The sequence below is a fragment of the Granulicatella elegans genome, assembly GCF_020735385.1.
GTDB lineage: Bacteria > Bacillota > Bacilli > Lactobacillales > Aerococcaceae > Granulicatella > Granulicatella elegans_B.
Window position 1 is genome coordinate 1,825,500 of record NZ_CP085953.1, and the last position, 19,351, is coordinate 1,844,850.

A 19,351-nucleotide genomic window follows, 5' to 3' on the forward strand; every position below is an offset into this window, starting at 1 on the left:
TCGTGTCACAAATGTTTGTGTTTCTTAGACGAAATATTTCTCCTAAACTTTCCTATATTGATTATAGATAACTTTCCGTCTATACTGATGTGTAAAAACAATGTGGTATTTACACATCCATTTTGTATGTGATAAACTATTAGCTTTTTCAGCCATATTTTTTCTCCTCTCGCTATATGATAGGCTTGAACACCTTTATTGTATCGAGATTGGAATTTTTTTGGTATAACCTTTGACGCGCACCTACGGAGCGTGACGGACTGAAAGTCACTAAAATAAAATTCGAGACCTAGGCTCGAATTTTAGCCATGAAACACCAAAGGTGGCTACTGGCGACGTTGCAGACAAAGGAAATTTTCTCTTTTTGAATTTTATCATACGAAAAAAATCCTGTCGAGAATCAATTTGATTCATCAACAGAATTTATCTATCAACCTAAAAGAAAAAGACTTTTAGCAAGTAAACAGCAAAAACTGTCTACTTGCGTCCTTTGCTACTTTTAGAAAAGTCTATTTCCTATAAATATTGTTCTAACAATTCTTCTAATTGTTCTTTAGAATGGTAGCCAATAACTTTATTTACGACTTCTCCATCTTTCTTAACAATTAAAGTTGGAATACTCATTACTCCAAATTGACGAGCAGTATTAGGACTTTCATCAACATCTACTTTTGCAAAAGTTACTTTATCTCCCAATTCTTCGTCTAATACATCGATAACTGGAGCTTGCATACGACATGGTCCACACCAAGGTGCCCAAAAGTCTACTAACACAACTCCTTCATTTGTTTTTTCTACAAAATTGCTATCATTTAATGATTGTACCATTAAAATCACCCTTTCTCTCACTTGTAAACATAGTATATCAAGCCTTATTCCATTTACAAAACATTCTGCTCACGAAAAAATTCCACAGTAGTAAGAAGAATGAAACTAACATTTTTGCAGGGCCGCTTCTATCTTTTGGATACTAGTACTAGGGAAAATTGAGACCTTAGGCTCAATTTTTAGCCATGAGACTCGCTTTTACGAGGCTGCTGGCGTCCTTTGCTACATCAGAAAAGTCTAATTCTAAACTATTTGAATAAAACTACAGTAGCCCCGTTTCCGCCCATATTCATTGGAGCAAATTCATAAGATGCCACACTACGATGTTTCTTTAGAGTCTTATGAACTCCTTGTTGAATCGCACCCGTTCCACGACCATGAATAATCGTCACACGAGGATATCCAGCTAATAAAGCTGCATCTAAGAATAATTCTAAATCCTTAATAGCTTCTTCATAACGTTTCCCACGTAAATCCAATTCCGTTGAAACATGACTCGAACGATGACTCTTCACAATAACTTGAGTTGGCTTACTTGGTTCTTCCTCAATACTAATCAAATCTTCAACAGGCAATTTCATCTTAATAATGCCCATTTGAACAACCCATTCTTGCTCGGAAATTTTTTCAACTAATGTTCCTCTTTGTCCAAAACTTGTAACTTCCACACTTTGTCCAGGACGCAATGATTTCTTAGCTTTTTCTCGTTTTAGTACTTTATTTTTCTTTAACGCTTGTTCGTGTTTCAAATCTGTTAAAGCTGTTTTCTTCTCAATTAATTCGTGTTCTTTTACAACTGTTTCCTTACTCTTCAATTGCATTGCACGAATATCTGACAAAATTTTTTCTGCATCTTCTTGACTTTGAGATACTAATTCATTGGCTTTTTCTTTTGCTTGTTCAATGAGTCGAGCTTTATTTTCTTTGAAGTTTTCTGTTTCAAGTTTTAATGCTTCTAATAATTGCGAACTTTCTTTTAATTGCTGTTGAATCACAGATTTTTCTTGGTCCACAATGCGACGTTTTCTTTCTAGATCAGAAATCATTTCATTCAATTCTTGACTTTCAACAGAAATAAATTGTCGTGCTTGTTCAATCACAACTTTTGGAAGTCCTAGTCTTGCCGAAATATCAAAGGCATTACTTCGTCCTGGAACTCCTAATAGAAATCGATACGTTGGTTGAAGTGTATCACTATCAAACTCCATACTTGCATTAATCGTTCCTACTCGATTATATCCATAGACTTTCAATTCAGGATAGTGAGTTGTTGCAATCACATAACTTTGTTTTGTTCCAATATAATCTAAAATAGCAATGGCTAGTGAAGCTCCTTCTTGCGGGTCAGTTCCTGAACCAATTTCGTCCATTAATACTAAACTTTTCTCATCAATTTTATGTAAAATTGAAACGATATTTGACATATGGGATGAAAATGTACTCAAGTTTTGTTCAATCGATTGTTCATCTCCAATATCTGCAAAAATTTTCGTAAAGACGCCTACACGACTATCCGGTAGTGCTGGAATATATAATCCCATTTGTGCCATTAATTGGATAATCCCAATCGTTTTTAAAAGAATGGTTTTACCACCCGTATTCGGTCCAGTAATGACAATGGATTGATATTCTTGCCCTAAAATAATATCATTAGCGACTACTGATTTTGGTGAAATAAGCGGATGTCTTGCTTGCCAAATGGCAATATGGTTCTCTTCATCAATAATCGGCTCATTTGCTTTAATTTGTTTGGCATAGAGTGCTTTTGCATTTGCAATATCTAAACGAGATAATACATAGTGATTTTGTGTTAGTGAAGGTGTGTGAGGCATTAATTTTTCTGATAATTCCAGTAAAATACGCTCGACTTCTTTCTTCTCTTGTAATTGATAATCTCGTAATTTATTATTTAAGTTTACAATCGCTTGTGGTTCCATAAATAATGTTTGCCCTGTTGCACTTTGGTCATGAACAATTCCTCCAAAAGTTGATTTGTATTCTGCTTTAACAGGAACAACATATCGATCATTACGAATTGTAATTAAAGAGTCTGTTAAATATTTTGCATATTTTCCAGTGACATATGTATTCAATTGTCCTTTAATTTCTTGTTCGGTTCTGGAAATTCCTTGTCGAATTCCTTTTAATGTGATGGAGGCATCATCTAATACATACCCATCTTCACGGATAGATAACTGTAATTGTTTGGAAATTTCTGGTAAACATTCTAATTTTTCTACTAATTGTGGCAATCGATCTAATGTAATCTCTTCTTCCTTCACTTTTTCAAAGAATGTAGCCACTTGATTTGTTGTTTGTAATACTTTTAAAATTTCGCTTAATTCTCTTCCATTTAATCCTGCTTCTACTTCTAATCGTTTAATAGATACACTAATATCGGCCAATTTAGGAATAGGGATTCCTTGTTTTAATCGTAACAGCGTCACTGCATCTCTTGTTTCTTCAATTTTATTTCGAATTTTTTGAGCATTCGTTTCAATTGGTAATTGAAGTATCATTGTTTTTGCTTTTTGAGTATTGGCAAATTCTCTTACTGCATGACGAATTTTATGAAATTCTAAAATATCTTCAATTTTTTGATTCATGCTTTCTCCTCCTTTAGACAGAAAAAAAGTGAAAAATAAAATTATTTTCCACTCTTATAGATTCTACTATTTTTCATTGAATGGATTTCTAATCATAGATTATGAAAATAACCACATTTTAACAATTCCTGAGAATAATGGAGTATTAGTCACAATCCAATTTGCTAGAGTATGTCCTTCAAAAATCTTTTGTACTGAATCTGTAGGAATCATCGCTACTAAATATAATACAAAGAAAATGGCTACATAGTGGAAAACAAATCCTAAAATCGCTCCTCCTAATGTATTAAATTGCTTTAAAATTGGTAATTTCTTCATTTCTTTAATCACAGTTGTAATCAAACGAACGATTGCCCAGTTCACAACCATAATGATAATAAATGAAAATAAGTAATAAAATGATTGGTCCATTCCTAATGCTTGACCTTCAGAAAAAATCGCTAAATGCGTTCCAGGAATATAAGATGGGAAAGGGACATACATTTCTATCATTTTAGAAAATGCACGATAACCCAATATAGCAATAAAAGTAGAAATAATATAACCAACAAAATGAATTAATTGTAAAGCTAATCCTCTTCTAGCACCTGTATAAATTCCTAATAATAAAAATAATAAAATGCCAATTGTTACCATCGAGCACCTACTTTCTCCATAAATCTTCTTGTTCTGCAAATTGTTTTTCAAATTCTTCCTTACGTTCTAGAGCAATACTTTGACGTTTACTTCCTCTTTGATGGGGAACATTTTTCTTCAATTGTTGATTTTCTTCTTCTAACCTCATTAATTGTTCTTGTTTTTCTAATTGTACACTCACTGCATTAATCGCTAGTAAAATGGCTTTTTCTTCATTAGAACATTCTTTAGCAACTTCACTGAGTTCATTCCACTGTTCATTTAATAATTTAATAACGCTATGCATATGCTGATGAGATTTTGTACCTAAAATGGTATACGTCTTTCCAGCAATATTTGCACGATAACGCTGTTTCTTTTGAGACACAACTTTCATCCTTTCATTCGTTACCATATTATGTTAAGTTTACCATTTTTCAGACAAAAAAAGAAGCCGTGAGGCTTCTTTTTTGTTTTAGAAGAATAAATTATTATTTTTTTCTGATTGATAATTATCACGTACACGTTGTGCAGAACCAGGATCCACTTGATTCAATGCTTTTTCAATAATCTCTAATGATTCAGCATAGCGATAGAAATGATTGAATTGTTCTAAAGCTTGTTGAATAGCTATATCCATTTCAGGATGTTCTAAACGGTAACGATTCGCTTGTTGAATCATATATTCTGTTAATTGAGCATTATCCACTATTTCTTCAGTCATAATATCTAATTTTTCAACATCATCTTCAATTGTTTGATTTAATCCTGTAATTTCAATCATATCTAATTTTACACGATTCATTAATTGAGATAATTGTTCAATACGAGAACTTGTTGCAAAGAATAATTCTAAATATTCTTTTGGTAATCCTGGTAAATGATATTTTTCAATTGTACGTTTCATATTACGTAAATCTAATTCAAATACATCTAAACCATCACGAATGCTCTTTTCTTGTTGACTTAAATCTGTCAATGTATTCACTAATGCTAATTGATTTTCATCAATTTCTTTCAATGTATTTAATACAATTTCATAATGTTCTTTCACAATAGAATAAGGAACTTGTTGATTTTGTAATGCTTTACTATAGTATGCAACAGCCTCTTGTTCTTTTTCTAATTGTTTTGCAAAATCTTGTACACGATTAAATTCATTATTCGCTAATACAAAGTTTTGAGATACACGATCTACTTCAACATTTACATAACGGTTACTTTGTAATACTTGATTTAATTTTCTTTCTACTTGAGCACGATTTCTCTTCACGAATACTTTTGCTTCATATTCAGTTTCCATTACTAAATATAATTGATCAATTTCTCGTGCTACTTTATCCAATTGTTGACGAGCTTCTCCTAATTCAGTTGCCTTAATATGTTCTCTTGCAACAGCAATAATTTCTTCAATTTTTTGAATTTCAGTTGGAATAGAAATTTTAGGGAACTGATAATGTTCTTCCACCATTTTTTGATAGCCTTCTTTTAAGTCGGCTACTTGATCTTCATATTCTTCTTCGATTTCTTTTAAGTATTTAGGCACTTCTTCTACAATTTGTTCAAAATCTTGCATTTCAGTTTCGATTCGGCCTAATACTTCTTTAGCTTCTAAGTGGTCACATTCATTTGTTAAAGTATTAAATTTTGTAAAATCTAATTCTAAATAAGATAACCGTTTTTCTAATGACTCTAACGCTTCACCAAATGAAAAACTATGAGCTAATAAATCTTTACGCATACTTGCATAACGTTCTTGTAACACTTCTAATTCTTCACGGTTTTTCTTGTCGCTATCTAATAATTTTTGTAATGCTGTGTAAATTTTATCGACTTCTGCTTTTGTTTCCTCAATTAATTGACTAGCCTGATTAGAAATTTGAGCGCCTTTTACAAAATTTAAACGTTGTGTATATTGTTCTGCACTCACTAATGAAGCTTCAATTTCTGGGAAACGGAAACGAGTGATTGTTTGCCAAGTTGCTTGCCAAGTTTCATACGTACGTTTTGTTTGACCTGTTAAATTCAGACTTTTTAACGTAAATAAAATATCTGCAATTGGAACGGTCATTAATTTTTGTTTTTTTACTCCTAATTCTTCGATAACTTTACTTTGTTTTTGACTTAAGTAATGTGCTACTCCATAACCAATGGCCCCTAACACCACGATTATAAGTAAGAAATATAAAAATCCCATATCTCTTCCTCCAAATTTATTTATCTACATATTCATTTACATACAGGATTAGTATATCACGTTTGTATACTCTATAGCAAAAATTTTTTCGAAAAAAAGAACCAAAATCCGCAATTTATAGCGAATATTTAGTCCTTTAGAAAGTTTCTTTAATTTCTTATTTGATTAATTCATAAATTGCTTCAGCATAAATTGCTGTTGAACGGAATAAATCATCTAATGCAAAGAATTCATTTGCTTGGTGCATTGTATCAATTGAATCTGGGAATAAAGCTCCATACGCTACTCCACGTTCAAAAATACGTCCATAAGTTCCTCCACCGATGGATTGTTCATGCGCTGGAAGTCCTGTTTGTTTTGCATATACCTCTAATAATGTTGCTACCAATGGATCTTCTGGTGAAACATAGTGAGGCACTTGAGATTTACCAGCAGAAACCGTTAATCCATAATTAGAAGATACTTCATCTGCTTTTGCTTGTAATGTTTGTGCATCAATCCCACGTGGGTAACGGAAGTTAACTACTAATTTTCCTCCTACTTCAGGAGTGAATGTTAAAATACCTGCATTGGCAGTTAATGGTCCCATTACTGAATCTTCAAATGCTACATTTAATTTTGCACCATCTGTATCTAAGTGAAGGACATCTGCAGCAAATGATAAGAAATTTTTCGCTTGCCCTGCAAAATCATATTGATTTAAGAATACTGCTAAATAAGTTGCTGCATTAATTCCTGCATGAGGTGTTGAACCATGAGCCGATTTACCAACTACATCTAATACCACTACCTCTTCTTGAACTTTAGCTGTTCCTTCTACTGGATTTTCAGCAATATAAGCGTCAAACGCTGCTACAAACTCTGAAGAATTTGGAACGACTACTTCTGCATGAGCATCTTGAGGTACCATATTTTCTCTTAAGCCAGAATGGAAGTTTTTCAATTGGAATTGTCCACTACTTTCTCCTGCAGCTAACTCAAAATGTAGCGATAAAATTCCTTTTTCTCCGTTAATAATTGGGAATTCAGCATCTGGTGAAAAACCAAAATCTGGCATTTCTTCTGTTTGGAAGTAACGATCCATACATTTCCAACCAGATTCTTCATCTGTACCAATAATGAAACGAACACGTTTTGAAACTGGTAAGCCTAATTCTTTTATGATTTTTAATGCATAATAAGCTGCCATACTTGGCCCTTTATCATCACTTGAACCACGAGCATAAATACGGTCATTGATAATTTGTGGTTCAAAAGGATCTGTTTCCCAACCTGTTCCAACAGGAACAACGTCTACATGTCCTAAAACACCTAATGTTTCTTTATAATCAGGATTTGGAGCAAATTCAATATGACCTGCTAAATTTCCAACCATTTTTGTTGTAAATCCATCACGTTCCCCAATGGCTAAAAAGGCTTCTAAAGCTTTTTTAGGACCAGGACCTACCGGTTCATCCTCACTTGCTTTTGAATCATCACGTACACTATCAATACGTAATAAGTCAAATAAATCTTTTAATAAGTCTTCTTTACGACTTTCAACTTCTTTTTTCCAATCAATTGTCATATTATCGCTCCTTTACGAAATTCATTAGGTTTATCTTATCATTTTTCCATATATTTTGCTAGAAGAGATAACTAAAAAAGGAATAAGAAACATTCATTTCTCACTCCTCTATTGATTATAATTCTACATTAAACATTTTTAAGGCTTCTAATTCTGAATCATTTAAACGACGAAAATCTCCAAGTTTTAAGGATTCATCTAAGTGTAATGGCCCCATACTGATTCGTTGTAAATCTACTACCGTTTTACCGCATGCTTTCACCATACGTTTCACTTGATGAAATTTACCTTCTTTTATCTTAATTTGGACCAGTGACATTGGATGACTATCATCCACGGAAAGAATCTCTAAATGAGCCGGCATACATTCATAACCATCATCCAATGTAATTCCCTTTTCAAAAGATACTTGATCTTCACCTGTCATGACCCCCTCGATTTTAGCAACATAGGTTTTTTCAACATGTTTTTTAGGGGATAACATCGCATGACTCAAAGATCCATTATTCGTTAATAATAGAAATCCATGCGTATCAATATCGAGTCGTCCTACCGGAAAAACTCCACGTTTCTGTGCTAATTCACCAATTAAGTCCAACACGGTTGCATGTTTCGTATCCTCTGTTGCTGATATAACCCCTTTTGGCTTATTCATCACATAGTACAAATATTTCTCATAATACACTCGTTCATCATCTAAATAGATTTCATCTAGTTTCTCATCAATTTGTACCTTACCATTCGTTACAATTTCTTGATTTTTTCGAACTCGCTTTTGTTTTAAAATTACTTTTACTTGGGAACGTGTTGCTACTCCAGAATCTGATAAAAACTTATCTAGTCTCACTGAACTTACTCCTTCATTTTTAGTTTTCTACGAATCGCAACCATTCTTTGCCCTAATAATTCGTCTGCTAATCTTGTATACAAGCTCATCACTGCATAAGCAATCGCTCCAACAAAACCAACAATCACAACAGAAATCATCGCCATTAATTTTCCATCAATGTTAATGATTTGTTTTAATCCTACCAAAGTTAAGGAACTGACAATCATCATAACCAATGAAATTCCCACTACTTTAGCTAATTGAATAGCGACTTTTTTAAGATTAAATAAGGTCTGATAATATAAATGATACCCCATATAAATAGTTGCTAAAATAAACCCAAGACTTGTCGCCCATAATGGCCCTGCACCTTCAAAGAAATAAATCATCATCGGTTGCCATAACATTTTTACTACTAAAGCAATCACTAAAGCTTTAATCGCAACCATATGTTGCTGCATGGATTGTTGAATCGAAGTAAAGACTGTAAAAGCTCCCATAAAAATACATAATACACAGGAAATCATTAATAAATACGTTCCATCTTTACTTGGAGAATAAAACACATTGTAAATTGGCTCTGCTACAACTGCCATCCCAACAGAAGCTGGAATCATAATAAAGGAATATAAACCAATATTTTCCTCGATCACATTTTTCACTTCTACATGATTTTTCACGGAATAATGAGAAGCTAATAATGGTAATGCCGCTGTTGAAATACTAATGGCAAGAGATAAAATAATCATAATAATTTTATTGGCATTAAATCCAAAAATCGTTAATAATTCTTTACTTTGTTCAAAATTCAAATGAGTAAATGTCATCGCTAGTGGTTGGAAAGTTTCTTGATCTAAAATACTAATTAACTGTATGCTTGAAGTCACAATGACAAATGGTAATGCTTCACGAATCACTTCAAATACAATACGACCAAAACTCATATTACGAGCAGGACGCCCTTCACTCATTAATTGCTTCATGCCAGGAATATCTTTCCACATTTTATACCCTAAATAGATAAATGCGACAACTGCCCCCACAAATGCAGCAAACGTTGAATGCGCTACTGCAACTGCATAACTACCACCGAATAACTTCATAACGATGAACGTTAAGAGTAACATATAAATAATACGCACAATTTGTTCCCATAATTGAGATTTAGCAGAAGGTGCCATATCACTATACCCTTGATAATACCCTCTTAATAAACTTAATGGTGGAATAATTACCACTGCTGGAACAAGCGAACGAATGACCATGATACTATCTTGAATTTCTTGAGCGGAACCACCTTTTGCAAAATAAGGAGCTGTTACAAACATGACAATTGCACTGACAATCCCTGTTGCGGTCATAAATAACATTCCGCCTTTGAAAATATTCCAACTTGTCTCGTAATCTTTTCTTGATTGATTATCCGCCACAATTTTTGAAATGGCTACTGGAATTCCAGCCGTTGAAATTTGTAATACTAATGCATAAATATTGTATGCAATGAAATATAAAAAGTTGGCATCATCTCGTTGAGTAGCAAACATTGCTCCCCATGGAATGATGTATAATGCTCCTAATAATCTGGAAACCATACTACCTATTGTTAGCCAGGAAGAACCTTCTAATAGTATTTCTTTTGAATCTCTTTGCATACGGATTTTATCACTTAATCCAATTGATTTTTTACTGTTCCGTATCATAATATCCTACTTTCATGAAAACTTTTTCTCCCCTAAGCGTACAATATTTTTCAAGCATTGTAAAATAAAAAATAAAATGACTGTTTTAGATTTTTTCTACTAAAACAGTCACCCCTTCTCTTTGACATTCTGTAATGTATACATGGAAAACCACAAAGACTTTTCATAGTAGTTTAGGCATGAGACCGTAGGGCTGCTGACGTCCATTATCACTATAGAAAAGTCATTTTAAATTAAGGCTGGACCAAATGATGCTTAAATGCATAAATCGTTGCTTGTGTACGATCTTCAACTTGCAACTTCGATAAAATATTCGAAACATGCGTCTTCACCGTTTTTAACGTAATAAAACACTCATCCGCAATTTCCTGGTTCGATTTTCCTTGTGCAATCAATAAAAGCACTTCTTTTTCACGAATCGTTAATTCCTCAAACAAACGAAACTCTTCTTCCACTTGATGACGATGCTCTAACTTCTCACTCACTTCTTTTTCGAATACCCCTTCTCCACGATAAGTATCCCGAATCGCTTGTGCAATTTCAGAAGCAGACGAAGTTTTTAATAAATAACTTTTTGCCCCAGCACTAATAGCTGGATAAACTTTTTCATCATCAATAAAACTTGTCACAATAATAATTTTAGCTTCTTTCCACTTCGATAAAATTTCTTTTGTTGCTTCAATTCCATCCATAACAGGCATGACTAAGTCCATTAAAATAATATCCGGTTTTAATTCCAACGCTTTTTCAACACCAATTTTTCCATTTTCCGCTTGAGCAATCACTTCAATATCTTCTTGAACCGATAAATAAGCTGATACCCCTAATCGAACCATCTCATGGTCATCTACTAATAAAACTTTAATCATTCAACTACTCCTTCTCCTACTTTTGAGGAATTTTTATTTCTATAATGGTTCCTTGATTGACAATACTAATAATTTTGCATTGTCCTCCCATTCCTGCAACACGTTCTTCAATATTTTTCAAACCATAGCTTCCAGATTTGGAAACACTTGTATCAAAACCAATTCCATCATCAACTAGTTTCAAAATAATATAATCATCCATTTGTTTTAAAAAGACTTCTAATTGTTTAGCTTTTGCATGTCGTAATGTATTCGATACCAATTCTTGTACAATTCTAAAAAGATGATCTTCAAATGTACTTGGAAGTGTCACTTCATCCAGTTCCCAATGAAGCGATAATTGCACTTTTGTAGTTAATTCTCTTAATAAACTCTCAATCCCTTGAACTAATGTTTTATTTTCAAGTGAAATTGGACGTAAGTGTAATAATAAAGCTCTCATTTCTGATTGAGAATCATTAATAACTTTCTCTACTAATGCTAATTGTTGCTGGATTGCTGGAGATAATTGTTCTTTTTGCTCATTCATAGCTGATAACATCATCATCGCTGCAAACAATTGTTGGCTCACTGAATCATACAACTCTCGAGCAATACGATGTCTTTCTAATTCAATAATTTCTTCCTTCGTTTCTTCTCCGATATATTCCGGTCTAGAAGAAATTTGTTGAAGCTTTTGAACAAATTGCTCTTGCATCTCTACAATTCTAGCAGTTTCTTGGAAAAATGTATCCAATCGTATCATTAATAAAAGATGATACCAAATTTCATCCACCGACTTTTTAACATTTGAAAATTGCTGATTTCTAATAGCTTCTAGTTGATTATAAATAACAGAATCCGTTAATCTTTGTATGAAAAATACAATACTTGCTGCCATAAAAGTTATAATAAAGACGATTATCGTCACTACTAAAAATAATACGATTAATTGATTCGAAGATAATTTTTCTAATAATTCAATATCAAATAATGAATGTAGGACATTAACTCCAATTAGAAAAATACTGGAGACAAATAAAAACACGACAAAACAGATTCGTAAAAACCACTTCTTCATGCTTCAATCACCTCGATTTCTCCTACAAGGACTGATGAGATAATCGTAATTTTCTTATTACTCGATTCAAAACGTTCTGAATACATGGTAATCGTCTCATTTTTCAATTCTATCTGTTGGTCATCAAATTTTACCTCGCCAATAAACGCATTATGACAAAGTTTTACACCAATTCCAATTGGAACAATGACACGAATTCGACCAATTCCTTTTCGAATCATAATCGTATTTTGTTCATTAGGAAGAACGGTATTTCCTAAATCGATAATCGTATCTCCCATCAATTGGCTAATATTAATATCATCCCATTCAAATGTATCTTTTCCAATTTTTTGGACTCCAATCCATTCCTGTCTTTGCGTATCAAATCGTTCAGATGGTTCTTCTAACTTAACAGAAACATATCTTTTTTTCTTCCAAATCCATTCACTGCCATCTGAAAAATATTTTTTAATTAATTTTCTTCCATAGGATAGAACATAAACGATTAAAATACTTCCTGCTAGCCAAATTCCCCATGTAGAAAATACCGCTAAAAGAATCATTAATATTCCAAAGAAAAGTCCATTCGTACGAATAAAACGATTTTTTAATTGAACAGCAATTCCTACAAAAATAATTCCTAACACAAATAAATAGAATAAATGGGCATTGGTAAATAACTGAAATCCTGTTAAAAACATCCCAACTACTATAATAAATAGAATGAAGATGAATCGATTATTTTTCATTTTTATCCTTCTTTCTTAGAAAACTTTCACACTGTAAAAGTACCATATTCCTTCTTCTCTGACTATCCATCTAAAGACTGATTTCAAAAAATGCTAGGTTAGTGAAGCTTTATCGTTAGGTATTATTCTAACATTTTGGCAACACTTATCCTAGCATTTACTGATTATCCAATTGGTGGGTCTTGCGGTTCATTGTCATGACTAAAAGCATCCAAGTTTACTTTTCTTGGCTTACTTCCTTCTGAAGGCCCTACGTAACCTCTTGCTTCTAATTCTTCAATTAAACGAGCGGCACGATTGAATCCAATTTTAAATCGACGTTGAATATAAGATGTACTAATCGTTTCTAATTCTCGAATCATTTCTAATACTTCATAAAATAAATCATCTTCAGGATCATCCGAACTTCCTTCTGATGTTTCGGGTAGCATCATTGTCTCATCATATTCCACTTCTTGTTGTGTTTTTACAAACTCAACAATTCTTTCTACTTCTTCATCGGTTAAATAAGCTCCTTGTACACGAATCGGCTTATTCTCACCCATTGGAATGTATAACATATCCCCTCTACCAAGTAATTTTTCAGCACCACTTGAATCAATAATCGTACGTGAATCTGTACCACTAGATACTGCAAAGGCAATTCTTGAAGGCACATTTGCTTTAATAATTCCCGTAATAACATCAACTGATGGACGTTGCGTTGCTAAAATCATATGAATCCCCGCTGCACGAGCCATTTGTGCTAAACGAATAATCGCATCTTCGACTTCATTACTTGCAACCATCATTAAGTCAGCTAACTCATCCACAATTACTACAATATATGGGAGTAATGGATTCTCTTCTCCAGTTTCAGCATTATAAGAAGCTACATGCGCATTATAACCATCGATATTTTTCATCCCCATTGCGGCAAACATTTCATAACGTTTTTCCATTTCAGTCACAACTTTTTTCAAAGCTTGCGCTGCTTTTCTTGGATTTGTCACAACAGGCGTTAATAAATGAGGAATCCCATTATAGCCATTTAACTCTACCATTTTCGGGTCAATCATCATTAATTTAACTTCATGAGGTTTTGTCTTCATCAAAATACTTGTAATAATCCCATTAATACACACTGACTTCCCGCTACCAGTTGAACCAGCAATTAATAAGTGAGGCATTTTAGAAATATCACATAATCGAACATTTCCAGAAATATCTCTTCCCAATGGGACATCCAATGGTTTTGGTGATTGAAGAGCTGCTTGAATGACATCACTGAAGGCCACAAAACTTGTTTTACTATTTGGAACTTCAATTCCTACATAAGGTTTTCCAGGAATTGGCGCTTCAATACGAATATCTTTTGCAGCAAGAGCTAAAGCAATATCATCACTTAAATTCACAATTTTACTAACCTTCACTCCAATAGCAGGCTTAATTTCAAATTTCGTTACAGCAGGCCCTACTAATGGATTTGGCATCACTTTTGCCTCTACTCCAAAACTTTCAAATGTTCGTTCTAAAATTTTGAGATTTTTCTCAACAATCATCTTCTCATCGGATTGATCAGAAGATGGAATTGGATTTAATAACGTTAATGGTGGTAATTGGTAATCGGAATCATCCGTTCCACCATTAATGGCAAAGTCTTCTAAGTCTTCTGTATCTTCCTCTTCTTGTGTTGGTTCGATAAAAGGACTGAAAGAAGTTGGCTCTTCTCTTTTCGGTTGAACAAATTCTTCTTCTACAACTGGTTTTATAACAGATGGTGATGTTACTTCAGGAGAAATTTCTTCAAACTCCCACTCTTCTTCCTCTTCATCAAAAACAAAATGTTTCATCTTGTCGATTAAAGAAGCTTTCTTTTCTTTTGGTTTTGTTTCAACAACTTCTACTTCAGCTTCCCGTACACGAGATTCTTTTTCTACTTTTTTTTCTTCCAGTTGATGTTGAATTTGAGCAGTCCAATTTCTTAACACTTCAAAAACATCTTTTAAATGAATCTCAAATGCTACAAAAATAGCCATTAAAAAAAGGATGCCAATGGTCAAATAAGTTCCCCATTGAGAAACTAAGAAATACGTCACCGTATAAAACAATGCCCCAATCATTCCGGAACCCAAATTCTGTTCGATAGCATTTGCTTTAAAATCAATCGCATAACGAGCTATAATTTCTTTAAATAACTGACCGCCTTCTTGAACATGATTACTAAATACAGCCACTTCTACCCAAAGAAAAATCGCAATCAACAGACACGTAACGACCCAAATCCATTTTTTCGGAATGGAATGTATTCTCCCGCGGAATAAAACTCCTATTGAAGCGAGTATTCCAACAATCCCCGCATATATCAATAAATCTCCTACAAAAAAACGAATACTATTGGCAAAAAATCTTCCTAAAAATCCTAATTTAAAAATGGCTAAAAATTGAATTAGAATCAAAATTGCCATTACAATTTCAATCGACATTGCAGAATCCGTATTCTTTTTCGTAGATTTTCGTTTTCTTTTTTGTTCTTGCTTAGCCACTTTACTCTCCTTCTGAATATAGTTTTCCTTCTGGTGTTAAAATGAGGACTCCATAATAGAGTTGCAAACAATCTTCACAGGACTCACAATATTCACATTCATTTTCATTCCAAAATGCACAAGAAAACTGCTTCTCACGTTTCTTTTGATATTGCACTGTATATGTTTCTACTAATTCTTGATAACGTTTTTTTGCTTCTTCTATACTGGAACAAAATTCTTCTAAAGCAATCATCTCTTTCCAGTCGTCCATCATCCACCAAGGTTCATCGACTCCTTTTGTTTGGATAACACAATACATACAAATCACCTCTTACTAACAGTATACCAAACTTTTTCAAAACTTGTTATCTTCATCCATTGAAAATTCATATATTTTTGTTAGTATGATTAAAAGGAGGAATTCAAATGATTACATTACGTCTAAGAGTTTGGGGACTTGTTCAAGGAGTTGGCTTTCGTTTTTATACAAAACGATTAGCAGACCAATTACAGATGAACGGAATGATAAAAAATAAAATCGATGCTTCCGTCGAAATAATTGTCCAGGATACACCCGAGAGAGCCTATGCTTTTGTAGATCGAGTAAAAACTTCTCCTCCATCCCCGTATGCAAAAATCCATACATCAACTTTAGAAATTATCGAAAATGAACCGATTTATAAAGGATTCTCAATCTATTATTAAGGAAAAAATGAAAGAGAGAAAGCTACATACGTCTAATTTTCATTGCTATTCTATTCAATATAAAGTAAAATGATTGTGTTTGACAGAAAAAAATAAAGGAATGTGATTCATGAAATTAACAAAAAAAGTTCAATTAGCAGCTCTATCAAGCTTACTTGTGCTATTCCTATCCGGATGTGTACAAATCGACAAAGCCACTAATCAACCATATGGGGTTGTGTATGATTATTTAGCGGTACCGACTCAAACTATTTTAAACTGGATTGCTTCAGCAATCGGTGGAAACTATGTCATTTCTATTATGATTGTTTCAATTGTAGTTCGTATTATTTTAATGCCAACTATGTTTAAACAAATGAAAACAATGTTAATGAACCAAGAAAAAATGGCATTAGTAAAACCATATATTGATAAAATGAACGAACGTTATGGGGATGACCCAACACCTGAACAACGTATGGAAGTTCAACAATATACAATGGAAATTTATCGTTTAAATAATGTGTCATTAACAGGTGGGCTTGCTTCTGGATGTCTTCCAGTATTAGTCACAATGCCAGTCTATAGTGCTCTATATAATGCGATTTTATACTCTCCAGAAATTTCAAATAGTACTTTTATGGGAGTTTCATTAGGAAGCACGTATTTACCAATTGCGATTGCTACTGCTGTGATTTATTTAATTCAAGGTTATATCAGCCAATTATATATGGATGAAACGCAAAAAGCTCAAGCTAAAGCTACACTATATATGATGCCAGTGATGATGTTAATGTTCACGGTTGGTACGGCTGCAGGGATTGGGATTTACTTCTTCACTTCTGGATTAACTGCAATCTTACAAACTTGGATTCAAAACCAATTCATTCGTCCAAAAGTAAAAGCTGAAATCGATTCGGAATTAGAAGCTCAAGGCAATAAAGTCATTCTTCCAGAGACTTCAAACGTTGCTAAGAGTGCTAATCATGCCACTACTGCACCAGCTCAACAAACATTTGCACAAAGGAACCGCACATCAACAGGAAAAAACAGCGGAAAACAAAATAGAAAATAACACAATCACAAAAAGGTCTTTTCTTACTTAATAGCATTAGGACGCCAGTAACCAGCTATGCTGTCTCTTCGCGTCCTAATGCTATTAAAGAAAAGACCTTTTTATTTTATTCATCTTTAATAAGCATACAAAAAAAGTGAAAGAAAAAATAGTTTTCTAACCTCTAACTATTAAAAAACGTGAAGTTGGAAGTTTTCCTTCTTTCCTTCACGACAATTGTTCCGTCTACTAAATTACTTTTCTTTCGAATGGGTCGATGCTGATTCCTTGTTCTAATACTTGTTTTGCGTATTCTTTTGCGCCGAACAATGAATGATCTTTGTAGTTTCCACATTGAATAGCTGAAATTCCTTGAATATCTTCAAAACGAATTTCATTAACAATTTGTTCTAGTGTTGCTTTTAATGCAACGGCAATTGTTTCTGCACTTGGTGTTCCCCATGTAATTAAATGGAAGCCAGTACGGCATCCAAATGGAGAAACATCAATAATTCCGTCAACTCTATCTCTTAATAAGTCCGCTAATAAATGTTCAAATGTATGAATCACACCTGTTGGCATTTCTTGCTTATTTGGTTGTAAAAATCGGATATCGAAATTCGTAATACAATCTCCTTTTTCTCCAACTTCTTCTGTAATTTTACGCACATAAGGTGCAATCACTTTATTATGATCTAATGTAAAGCTTTCTACTTCTGCCATAACAAAACCTCCTAGTAATCTTTATAACAGAGCCACTATACACCAAAATAGAAAGCACTGTCAATGAAATACAATTCATCCTTTTATGTAGTTTAGAAGTATCATGGTATAATTGATAAAGAAATTTATTAATAGCAAAAGGAAATGATTATGAAAAGAAAAACATCTTTCAAACGAAAACTATTTTATTTTTTTAGTCCTCTTATCATTCTTATCAGTCTGATTATTGGATATTTTATTTATGGTTATACGGCTTACTATCGTTTAGAAGATAATCTGACTTTATCCGTTACAAGCCATACCGATCAATCTCTCAACACTGGAAAGGATTACACCATATCCTCTTTTAATATCGGATATGGAGCTTATCCTCAAGACTATAGCTTTTTTATGGATGGAGGGAAATATTCAAGAGCTTATAATCGACAAACCGTATTAGATAATATGCAAGGAATCAAAAATGCTATTCAGATGATTCAACCAGATATTGCTCTATTCCAAGAAATAGACACGGATGGAGATCGTTCCCAACATGTTGATGAAGTGAAATTTATAACTCAGGCTTTTGAAAAACAAAATTGGGTATTTGGACAAAACTATGATTCACCTTATTTATTTTATCCAATATTAGATCCTATTGGAAAGGCAACTTCTGGACTCTTAACGATGTCGAAATACACAATTCAATCTAGCCAACGATATAGTTTACCCGTTGAAACGAATTTCAATAAATTTTTCGATTTAGACCGAGCTTTCACCGTTAGTTACTTACCCGTTTCCAATCAGAAACAATTAGCTTTAATCAATATTCACTTATCAGCTTATACAAAAGATCCAACAATTGGAAAAAGCCAATTAGAAAAACTATTCAGCTATATGGAAAGTGAATATGAAAAAGGAAACTATGTCATTGTCGGTGGAGACTTTAATCATGATATTTTACTTGGAAAAAGTCCTGAAGTCTTCCAAACATCCGATGAACCACAAACTTGGACTCATCCATTCCCAGTAGATAATCTTTCGAAGCATTTTACATTAGCCACTCAAGGATTAGCAGAACAAAAAATCCCATCTGCTCGTGCATTAGATGAAGGGTACCAAAAAGGAAGAACTTTTGTAACATTAGTCGATGGATTCATTATTTCAGACAATATACAATTCAATCATGTCCAAGCACATGACTTGGAGTTCCAACATTCCGACCACAACCCAGTTTCAATGAGTTTTACATTGAAATAGAAGTAGTGATTCTCTGGTACTTTATCTGGTACTTTTCACATGAAGACTAAAAATTGGCAAGTTTTTAATTGAAAGAAGATTACTTCATGATAAAAAGAAAAAACTTTTCTTCGTAGCAAAAGTACATTATACAGGGAAAATT

General features: G+C 33.3%; 17 protein-coding genes and 1 pseudogene. 3 read left to right on the top strand and 15 right to left on the bottom strand.

Annotated features, from left to right (window positions below; genetic code table 11):
• Positions 1-51 precede the first annotated feature (51 nt).
• The 14 genes and pseudogenes from LK443_RS09030 to LK443_RS09095 all read right to left on the bottom strand — a co-directional run.
• Positions 52-156: pseudogene (locus LK443_RS09030) on the bottom strand (IS200/IS605 family transposase); the annotation flags it as partial.
• Between the two features lie 360 nt (positions 157-516).
• Positions 517-828: a thioredoxin gene (trxA, locus tag LK443_RS09035; protein WP_227931572.1), complete on the bottom strand. Its 312-nt coding sequence runs from the start codon at positions 826-828 to the stop codon at positions 517-519.
• 248 nt (positions 829-1,076) lie between these two features.
• Positions 1,077-3,434, bottom strand: coding sequence for an endonuclease MutS2 (locus LK443_RS09040; RefSeq protein WP_227931573.1), 2,358 nt, complete (start codon positions 3,432-3,434; stop codon positions 1,077-1,079).
• A gap of 99 nt (positions 3,435-3,533) precedes the next feature.
• On the bottom strand, positions 3,534-4,070 hold the full coding sequence (locus tag LK443_RS09045) for a CvpA family protein (protein WP_227931574.1): 537 nt from the start codon (positions 4,068-4,070) through the stop codon (positions 3,534-3,536).
• A 7-nt stretch (positions 4,071-4,077) separates the two neighbouring features.
• Positions 4,078-4,464, bottom strand: a complete 387-nt coding sequence (gene zapA / locus LK443_RS09050) for a cell division protein ZapA (RefSeq protein ID WP_227931575.1) — start codon at positions 4,462-4,464, stop codon at positions 4,078-4,080.
• Positions 4,465-4,524: 60 nt separating this feature from the next.
• On the bottom strand, positions 4,525-6,246 hold the full coding sequence (locus tag LK443_RS09055; protein WP_227931576.1) for a septation ring formation regulator EzrA: 1,722 nt from the start codon (positions 6,244-6,246) through the stop codon (positions 4,525-4,527).
• Between the two features lie 157 nt (positions 6,247-6,403).
• Entirely contained in the window at positions 6,404-7,813 is a 1,410-nt protein-coding gene (gene pepV / locus LK443_RS09060) for a dipeptidase PepV (RefSeq protein ID WP_227931577.1), read from the bottom strand.
• Between the two features lie 115 nt (positions 7,814-7,928).
• A complete protein-coding gene (locus tag LK443_RS09065) occupies positions 7,929-8,660 on the bottom strand; it encodes a pseudouridine synthase (protein ID WP_227931578.1) in 732 nt (243 codons plus the stop codon).
• 5 nt (positions 8,661-8,665) lie between these two features.
• On the bottom strand, positions 8,666-10,342 hold the full coding sequence (locus LK443_RS09070) for a putative polysaccharide biosynthesis protein (RefSeq protein ID WP_227931579.1): 1,677 nt from the start codon (positions 10,340-10,342) through the stop codon (positions 8,666-8,668).
• A gap of 233 nt (positions 10,343-10,575) precedes the next feature.
• On the bottom strand, positions 10,576-11,211 hold the full coding sequence (locus LK443_RS09075; RefSeq protein ID WP_227931580.1) for a response regulator transcription factor: 636 nt from the start codon (positions 11,209-11,211) through the stop codon (positions 10,576-10,578).
• A 16-nt stretch (positions 11,212-11,227) separates the two neighbouring features.
• Positions 11,228-12,271, bottom strand: coding sequence for a sensor histidine kinase (locus LK443_RS09080; protein WP_227931581.1), 1,044 nt, complete (start codon positions 12,269-12,271; stop codon positions 11,228-11,230).
• Entirely contained in the window at positions 12,268-13,002 is a 735-nt protein-coding gene (liaF, locus tag LK443_RS09085) for a cell wall-active antibiotics response protein LiaF (protein WP_227931582.1), read from the bottom strand. The genes LK443_RS09080 and liaF overlap by 4 nt, the downstream gene beginning before the upstream one ends.
• A gap of 164 nt (positions 13,003-13,166) precedes the next feature.
• The gene (locus LK443_RS09090; protein WP_227932493.1) at positions 13,167-15,467 is read right to left on the bottom strand and encodes a DNA translocase FtsK; all 2,301 of its coding nucleotides are present in this window, start codon (positions 15,465-15,467) and stop codon (positions 13,167-13,169) included.
• Between the two features lie 61 nt (positions 15,468-15,528).
• Complete coding sequence (locus LK443_RS09095; protein WP_227931583.1) at positions 15,529-15,828, bottom strand: DUF1033 family protein; 300 nt, start codon at positions 15,826-15,828, stop codon at positions 15,529-15,531.
• A 107-nt stretch (positions 15,829-15,935) separates the two neighbouring features.
• On the opposite strand from LK443_RS09095, the gene LK443_RS09100 reads away from it, so the two are divergent.
• Together LK443_RS09100 and yidC are read left to right on the top strand one after the other, a co-directional pair.
• Entirely contained in the window at positions 15,936-16,214 is a 279-nt protein-coding gene (locus tag LK443_RS09100) for an acylphosphatase (RefSeq protein ID WP_227931584.1), read from the top strand.
• A 109-nt stretch (positions 16,215-16,323) separates the two neighbouring features.
• Positions 16,324-17,268: a membrane protein insertase YidC gene (yidC, locus tag LK443_RS09105; RefSeq protein ID WP_227931585.1), complete on the top strand. Its 945-nt coding sequence runs from the start codon at positions 16,324-16,326 to the stop codon at positions 17,266-17,268.
• A gap of 228 nt (positions 17,269-17,496) precedes the next feature.
• On the opposite strand, the gene LK443_RS09110 is transcribed toward yidC, so the two are convergent.
• Positions 17,497-17,970, bottom strand: a complete 474-nt coding sequence (locus tag LK443_RS09110; RefSeq protein ID WP_227931586.1) for an S-ribosylhomocysteine lyase — start codon at positions 17,968-17,970, stop codon at positions 17,497-17,499.
• 150 nt (positions 17,971-18,120) lie between these two features.
• On the opposite strand from LK443_RS09110, the gene LK443_RS09115 reads away from it, so the two are divergent.
• Positions 18,121-19,209: an endonuclease/exonuclease/phosphatase family protein gene (locus tag LK443_RS09115; protein ID WP_227931587.1), complete on the top strand. Its 1,089-nt coding sequence runs from the start codon at positions 18,121-18,123 to the stop codon at positions 19,207-19,209.
• Positions 19,210-19,351 lie beyond the last annotated feature (142 nt).

Excerpts from the sequence above, each read along its gene's own strand:
- LK443_RS09090 (WP_227932493.1), bottom strand. The coding sequence starts at position 15,467 with ATGTCGATTGAAATTGTAATGGCAATTTTGATTCTAATTCAATTTTTA.
- LK443_RS09095 (WP_227931583.1), bottom strand. The coding sequence starts at position 15,828 with ATGTATTGTGTTATCCAAACAAAAGGAGTCGATGAACCTTGGTGGATG.
- yidC (WP_227931585.1), top strand. The coding sequence starts at position 16,324 with ATGAAATTAACAAAAAAAGTTCAATTAGCAGCTCTATCAAGCTTACTT.
- LK443_RS09080 (WP_227931581.1), bottom strand. The coding sequence starts at position 12,271 with ATGAAGAAGTGGTTTTTACGAATCTGTTTTGTCGTGTTTTTATTTGTC.
- zapA (WP_227931575.1), bottom strand. The coding sequence starts at position 4,464 with ATGGTAACGAATGAAAGGATGAAAGTTGTGTCTCAAAAGAAACAGCGT.
- trxA (WP_227931572.1), bottom strand. The coding sequence starts at position 828 with ATGGTACAATCATTAAATGATAGCAATTTTGTAGAAAAAACAAATGAA.
- LK443_RS09055 (WP_227931576.1), bottom strand. The coding sequence starts at position 6,246 with ATGGGATTTTTATATTTCTTACTTATAATCGTGGTGTTAGGGGCCATT.
- LK443_RS09100 (WP_227931584.1), top strand. The coding sequence starts at position 15,936 with ATGATTACATTACGTCTAAGAGTTTGGGGACTTGTTCAAGGAGTTGGC.
- LK443_RS09070 (WP_227931579.1), bottom strand. The coding sequence starts at position 10,342 with ATGATACGGAACAGTAAAAAATCAATTGGATTAAGTGATAAAATCCGT.
- LK443_RS09040 (WP_227931573.1), bottom strand. The coding sequence starts at position 3,434 with ATGAATCAAAAAATTGAAGATATTTTAGAATTTCATAAAATTCGTCAT.
- pepV (WP_227931577.1), bottom strand. The coding sequence starts at position 7,813 with ATGACAATTGATTGGAAAAAAGAAGTTGAAAGTCGTAAAGAAGACTTA.
- LK443_RS09110 (WP_227931586.1), bottom strand. The coding sequence starts at position 17,970 with ATGGCAGAAGTAGAAAGCTTTACATTAGATCATAATAAAGTGATTGCA.
- LK443_RS09045 (WP_227931574.1), bottom strand. The coding sequence starts at position 4,070 with ATGGTAACAATTGGCATTTTATTATTTTTATTATTAGGAATTTATACA.
- liaF (WP_227931582.1), bottom strand. The coding sequence starts at position 13,002 with ATGAAAAATAATCGATTCATCTTCATTCTATTTATTATAGTAGTTGGG.
- LK443_RS09075 (WP_227931580.1), bottom strand. The coding sequence starts at position 11,211 with ATGATTAAAGTTTTATTAGTAGATGACCATGAGATGGTTCGATTAGGG.
- LK443_RS09115 (WP_227931587.1), top strand. The coding sequence starts at position 18,121 with ATGAAAAGAAAAACATCTTTCAAACGAAAACTATTTTATTTTTTTAGT.